This is a genomic window from Rhabdothermincola sp., from assembly GCF_036846205.1.
In the GTDB taxonomy this organism is placed as follows: domain Bacteria; phylum Actinomycetota; class Acidimicrobiia; order Acidimicrobiales; family Acidimicrobilacustridaceae; genus Rhabdothermincola.
The window spans coordinates 1-5,900 of record NZ_DAIUCK010000140.1; the positions used below are offsets into that span (position 1 = coordinate 1).

Annotated in this window: 7 protein-coding genes; 3 read left to right on the forward strand and 4 right to left on the reverse strand. The window is 71.0% G+C overall.

The window, feature by feature from the left end; all coding sequences use genetic code 11:
* The coding region (locus V7004_RS14850) for a biotin/lipoyl-containing protein (protein WP_334144969.1) at positions 1 to 351 on the reverse strand (351 nt) is incomplete at its 3' end.
* Positions 352 to 380: 29 nt separating this feature from the next.
* Positions 381 to 1,787: a dihydrolipoyl dehydrogenase gene (gene lpdA, locus V7004_RS14855; protein ID WP_334144970.1), complete on the reverse strand. Its 1,407-nt coding sequence runs from the start codon at positions 1,785 to 1,787 to the stop codon at positions 381 to 383.
* A 179-nt stretch (positions 1,788 to 1,966) separates the two neighbouring features.
* Here lpdA and V7004_RS14860 point away from each other — a divergent pair, with 179 nt between their 5' ends.
* Positions 1,967 to 3,238 (forward strand): nucleotide sugar dehydrogenase, encoded by a 1,272-nt coding sequence (locus tag V7004_RS14860; protein ID WP_334144972.1) that lies wholly within the window; start codon positions 1,967 to 1,969, stop codon positions 3,236 to 3,238.
* Between the two features lie 75 nt (positions 3,239 to 3,313).
* On the opposite strand, the gene V7004_RS14865 is transcribed toward V7004_RS14860, so the two are convergent.
* Positions 3,314 to 3,589, reverse strand: coding sequence for a LapA family protein (locus V7004_RS14865; RefSeq protein WP_334144973.1), 276 nt, complete (start codon positions 3,587 to 3,589; stop codon positions 3,314 to 3,316).
* Positions 3,590 to 3,652: 63 nt separating this feature from the next.
* Between V7004_RS14865 and V7004_RS14870 the strand changes: the two genes are divergently transcribed.
* Together V7004_RS14870 and V7004_RS14875 are read left to right on the forward strand one after the other, a co-directional pair.
* On the forward strand, positions 3,653 to 4,573 hold the full coding sequence (locus V7004_RS14870) for a TIGR01777 family oxidoreductase (RefSeq protein ID WP_334144974.1): 921 nt from the start codon (positions 3,653 to 3,655) through the stop codon (positions 4,571 to 4,573).
* Positions 4,570 to 5,028 (forward strand): SRPBCC family protein, encoded by a 459-nt coding sequence (locus V7004_RS14875; RefSeq protein WP_334144975.1) that lies wholly within the window; start codon positions 4,570 to 4,572, stop codon positions 5,026 to 5,028. The genes V7004_RS14870 and V7004_RS14875 overlap by 4 nt, the downstream gene beginning before the upstream one ends.
* Positions 5,029 to 5,046: 18 nt before the next feature.
* Here V7004_RS14875 and V7004_RS14880 read toward each other — a convergent pair whose 3' ends face one another.
* Positions 5,047 to 5,823, reverse strand: coding sequence for an SDR family NAD(P)-dependent oxidoreductase (locus V7004_RS14880; RefSeq protein ID WP_334144976.1), 777 nt, complete (start codon positions 5,821 to 5,823; stop codon positions 5,047 to 5,049).
* Positions 5,824 to 5,900: the final 77 nt, after the last annotated feature.

Sequence of the window (5,900 nt, forward strand, 5' to 3'; positions counted from 1 at the left end):
GGGTACGGGTTCCGCCTCGGGCCGGGGCGCCTCGGCGGCCTTCGCAGGCGACTGCTCGGGGGGCGACGCGGCCGGCTCCTGATGGGGTGGCGGCGCCGCGGGGGCACCCTCGACGGGAGCCTCGGTCACCACCGCGAGCACCGCGCCCACCTCGACCGTCTCGCCTTCGGGGACCCGGATCTCAGCCAGATACCCGGACACGGGCGAGGGGACCTCGGAGTCGACCTTGTCGGTGGAGACCTCGAAGAGCACCTCGTCCTCGGCCACCTGGTCGCCGACCGCCTTGAACCACTTGGTGATGGTGCCCTCGGTCACCGACTCACCGAGCTGGGGCATCTGGATCTCGGCCATGGTCCGTCGTTCCTCGAGTCTCGATCGGGTCAGTGCAACGAGCGTCCGGTGAGGGCCATCGCCGCCTCGCCGAACACCTCGCTCATCGTGGGATGAGGCTGGATGAACTGGGCCACCTCCGCCGCGGTGGCTTCCCAGTTCACCGCCAGGTAGGCCTGCCCGAGCTGCTCGGTGACCCACGGGCCCACCATGTGCACCCCGAGGATCTGCCCGGCGCCGCCGTCCGCGTTGCGCTCGGCGATGATCTTCACCATCCCCTCGTTGTCGCCGACGATCATCGCCCGGCCGTTGCCGCCGTAGCGGTGCTTGGCGGTCACCACGTCGTAGCCGGCCTCCTTGGCCGCCTCTTCGGAGAGCCCGGCGAAGGCCACCTCGGGGTGGCAGTAGATGCACCACGGCACCCGGTCGTAGGCGATGGGGAGCGGGTCCTCACCGAGCACGTCCTTCACCACCAACATGCCCTCCGCGAAGCCCACGTGCGCCAGGGCGGGGGTGGCGATGAGGTCACCGGCGGCGTACACCCCGGGCTCGGCGGTGCGGCAGCGCTCGTCGACCACCACGTGGCCCCGCTCGGTGACCTCGACCGCGGTGCCCTCCAACCCGAGGGTCTCCGAGAGCGGGCGCCGGCCCACCGACACCACCACCAGCTCGGTCTCGATCGACTGACCGTCGCCCAGGGCGACGACCGTGGTCTTCTCGCCCGGGGTGTGGCCGGTCACGGTGACCCCGGTGCGCACCTCGATGCCCCGCTTGGAGAACGCCCTGGCGACCAGCTTGGTGATGTCGTCGTCACAGCCCGGCAGGATCTTGGGCAGCGCTTCGAGCACGGTGACCTCGGTCCCGAGGTCGGCCATCATGGAGGCGAACTCGCAGCCGATCGCGCCACCCCCGATCACCACCGCGGTGGCGGGCAGGGTCTGCAGGGAGAGCAGCTCGTCGGAGGTGACGACGAAGCGGCCGTCGACCTCGAAGCCGGGGATGGTCCGGGGCACCGACCCGGACGCCAGCAGCACGTGGTCACCGGTGAGCTCGACCTCCCCGGATGCGCCGCCGCTGACGCGGACCACCCGGCCCGGGTGCAGGGTGCCGGTGCCGTCGAAGAGGGTGACGGTGCGCCGCTTGAGCAGGCCGGTCAGGCCGGTGGTGAGCTGGTCGATGATCTGCTGCTTGCGGGCCTGGGTGACCCCGAAGTTGACCGAGGGGGGCCCGGCGTCGATGCCGAACTCCCCCGCCCGGCGCACCGTGCGGTGCACGGCCGCGGTCTCGAGGAGCTCCTTGGCGGGGATGCAGCCCACGTGCAGGCAGGTGCCGCCGAGCCTGGCCCGCTCGATGAGCGCGATGTGCAGCCCCGCCGAGGCGCCGTAGAGGGCAGCTGCGTAACCGGCGGGCCCACCTCCGATGATCACGAGGTCGAAGTTCTCGGCCGTGGGAACCACCTCCGTTGCGTGCTGGGTTGTGTGCGCCCGGGCGAGCCGGTCAGCGAGCGATGGCGAGCTGCACGGTGAACGCGGTCAGGATGGCGATGCCGCACAGCAGGGACAGGAAGATCAGCTTCCGGGTGCTCATCGTGAGGGCAGCCTAGCGGCGCGCCCCCCCTCGCCTACCATGCGAGCCCATGTCGAGCGCGTCGCAGCGACTGGTGGTCGTGGGGCAGGGCTACGTCGGTCTCCCGCTCGCCGTGCGCGCCGTCGAGCAGGGCTTCGACGTGGTGGGCTTCGATGTCGACGAGGCCAAGATCAAACGCCTCGCGGCCGGTGAGTCGCCGGTGGAGGACATCACCGACGAGCGGCTGCGGGCCGCGCTGGCCACGGGCCGGTACCGGCCCACCACCGCCGCCGAGGATTGCGAGGGGTTCGACGTGGCGGTGATCTCCGTGCCCACGCCGCTGCGGGAGGGCAACCCCGACCTCAGCTACATCGAGCAGGCCGCCGCCGCCCTCGCGCCCCATCTGCGCCGAGGGGCGACGGTCGTGCTGGAATCCACGACCTACCCGGGCACCACCGAGGAGCTGGTGGGGCCGATCCTCGAGGACGGCTCGGGGCTCGTGGCGGGCAACGACTTCCACCTGGGCTACAGCCCGGAGCGCATCGATCCCGGCAACCGCACCTGGACCCTCGAGAACACCCCCAAGGTGGTCTCCGGGGTGGATGCCGGGTCGCTCGCCGCGGTGCAGGCCTTCTACGACGCCATCGTCGACACCACGGTGCCGGTCTCATCCCCGAAGGAGGCCGAGCTGACCAAGCTGCTCGAGAACACGTTCCGGCACGTGAACATCGCGCTGGTCAACGAGCTGGCCATGTTCGCCAACGAGCTGGGAATCGACGTGTGGGAGGCCATCGACGCCGCCTCCACCAAGCCGTTCGGGTTCATGCGGTTCACCCCCGGCCCCGGGGTGGGCGGTCACTGCCTCCCAATCGACCCCTCGTACCTCTCGTGGCGGGTTCGCCGCTCGTTGGGCGAGACGTTCCGCTTCGTCGAGCTGGCCAACGACGTCAACGACCACATGCCCGACTACGTCGTGCGCCGGCTGATGATGGCATTGAACCGCCGGGGCCTGGCGGTGAAGGGGCAGCGGGTGCTGCTGCTCGGCATGTCCTACAAGCGCAACACGGGTGACGCGCGCGAGTCGCCCTCGCAGCCCATCGCCCGCCAGCTCGTGCAGCTCGAAGCCGAGGTGCTCGTCGCGGACCCCTTCGTCGACGACCGCCACCTGCCACCCGGGGTCACCCGGGTCGAGCTCACCCCCGAGGTGCTGCGCAGCGCCGCGGCGGTGCTCCTGCTCGTCGGGCACGATGCCTTCGACCGGGAGCTGATCGTCGAGCACGCCAGCTACGTGTTCGATGCACAGCGTCACCTGCCGCCGGCGGCCAACGTCGAGTACCTCTGAGGCCCGGCGTCGCCCAGCGGGCCGGGCGGCGCGCTCGGTCCGATCGCGCGCCGGGCAGCGCGGCCGCGTGCCCGCTCAGCGCTTGGGGCGGCGCGACCGGCGACCGGCCAGGAAACCGACGAGCAGCGCCAGCACCACCGTGCCGGCCAGCATCAGCCACAGCGGGGCGGTGAACTCGAGGAAGAGGAATGTGAAGGGGACCTCTTCCCGGTTCTGTCCGACGAAGGCCACCAAGGCCAAAAGGATCACCCCACCGCCTACCAGCCGGGCATCGATCTGCTTCCTGGTGCCGCGGCGCTCGACCTCACCGGCCATGGAGCCCTCCCCTGCGAGACGGGTCGTCTCGGTCACCGTAGCGGGCATAGATCATCCGACCACGGACGTTGGAGCCGGAGACCGACAGGAGGGCTGGCCATGGACATCGCGATCACGGGTGCGAGCGGTCTGATCGGCCGAGCGCTGGCCACGGATCTCCGGCGTGACGGCCATCGGGTGGTCGCGGTCTCCCGCAACCCAGCGGCGCTGCGGGGGCTGGACGCCCTGGCCTGGGATCCGGCTGTGGGACGGATCGACCGGGGCGGCTTCGAGGGGATCGACGCGGTGGTGCACCTCGCCGGCGCAGGCATCGGCGACCACCGCTGGACCGACGCCTACAAGCGCGAGATCCGCGAGAGCCGCGAGCTCGGCACCAGGCTCCTGGCCGAGACCCTCGCCAGCCTGCAACGGCCCCCTCCGGTGCTCGTGTCCGGCTCCGCGATCGGCTACTACGGCGACCGGGGCGACGAGGTGCTCACCGAGCAGAGCCCGCCGGGCAGAGGGTTCCTCGCCGAGGTGTGCATCGGGTGGGAAGCCGCCGCGGCACCCGCGACGGAAGCCGGGATCCGCACGACGCTCATCCGAACCGGCATCGTGCTGTCCGCAGAGGGCGGCGCGCTGGCGAAGCTGCTGCCGCTGTTCCGGTTGGGGCTCGGCGGCCGCATGGGGAGCGGCCGCCAGTGGTGGAGCTGGATCTCCATCGCCGACGAGGTGCGGGCGATCCGCTGGCTGATCGACCACGATCTGTCGGGACCGGTGAACCTCACCGCGCCCACCCCGGTGACCAACGCGGTGTTCACCAAGATCCTGGCGTCAGTCCTGCGCCGGCCGGCCGTCGTCCCGGTCCCCGCGTTCGCCCCGAGGCTGCTACGCGGGGCAGAGTTGGCCGACGAGCTGCTCTTCGCCAGCCAGCGGGTCGAGCCTGCGGTCCTGGCCGGGAGCGGCTTCACGTTCTCGGCCCCGGACCTCGAGGGCGCGCTGCGGGACATCCTCGACCGCACGAAGGAGGCAGACAGGTGAGCAGGTCGAAGCGGCAGGTGTCGGTGAGCCGGGTGATCGCGGCTCCGCCGGAGAAGATCTTCGACGTGCTGGCGGACCCGTCCAAGCACCCGATCATCGACGGGTCGGGCACCGTCAAGCGGGCCCGGGGCAGCGCGCCCCGCCGGCTCGAGCTGGGCTCGACGTTCGGCATGGACATGCGGATGGGCGTGCCCTACGTCATCAAGAACACGGTGGTGGAGTTCGAGCCGAACCGGCTGATCGCCTGGCGCCACCTCGGGCGTCATCGCTGGCGGTTCGAGCTGGAGCCGGTCGAGGGCGGCACCCGGGTCACGGAGACCTTCGACTGGTCGACGGCGTTGGCGCCCTGGATGATCGAGCTGGTCGGCTACCCGAAGCGGCATCCGGCCAACATGCTCGCCACGCTGGAGCGCCTCGACGCCTACGTCACCACCGGCGAGGTGCCGGCGAGCTGATCGACCGCCGGCCCCGGCTCACTTGGGCTGCATACGGATGCCGCCGTCGACCCGGATGGTCTCGGCGTTCATGTAGCTGTTGCCGATGAGCTCGAGCACCATGCTGGCCAGCTCATCAGGGGTGCCGAGCCGCTTGGGGAACAGCACACCCTTCTCGAGATTGGCCTTGAAGGCCTCCGACGCCTCACCCTGGCCGTAGATCGGGGTGTCGATGAGGCCCGGTGCCACCGTGTTCACCCGGATGCCCACGGCGGCGAGGTCGCGGGCCACGGGGAGGGTCATGCCGACGACGCCGCCCTTGGACGCCGAATAGGAGGCCTGGCCGATCTGGCCGTCGAAGGCCGCCACCGACGAGATGTTCACGATGGCGCCCCGCTCGCCGCTGTCGAGCGGTTCGGTCTGGCTCATGGCGGTGGCCGCCAGGCGGATGCAGTTGAAGGTGCCGATCAGGTTCACCTCCACGACCTTGCGGAACACCTCGAGGTCGTGGGCGGACTCGTAGCGGCCGTCCTTGCCGATGGTGCGGGTGGCCCACCCGATGCCGGCGGAGTTCACCAGCGCCCGAAGCGGGCCCATCTCCTTGGCCAGCTCGACCGCGGCGATCACCTCCTCGGTGTTGGTGACGTCGACGTGCGCGAAGGCGCCGCCCAGCTCCGAAGCCAGCGCGTTGCCCTTGTCGTCCTGGAGGTCGGCGATGACGACCTTCGCCCCCCGGGCCGTGAGCTGGCGGGCGCACGCCTCGCCGATGCCCGAGGCCCCACCGGTCACGATTGCGGAGATGCCGTTGATGTCCATGGCGGGCGAGCCTACGCAAGCCCTCGCGACCGGAGCCAAACCGCCCTGACCGGCCCCCGTTGCTCATTGCTCCACCG

Excerpts from the sequence above, each read along its gene's own strand:
- V7004_RS14860 (WP_334144972.1), top strand. The coding sequence starts at position 1,967 with ATGTCGAGCGCGTCGCAGCGACTGGTGGTCGTGGGGCAGGGCTACGTC.
- V7004_RS14870 (WP_334144974.1), top strand. The coding sequence starts at position 3,653 with ATGGACATCGCGATCACGGGTGCGAGCGGTCTGATCGGCCGAGCGCTG.
- V7004_RS14880 (WP_334144976.1), bottom strand. The coding sequence starts at position 5,823 with ATGGACATCAACGGCATCTCCGCAATCGTGACCGGTGGGGCCTCGGGC.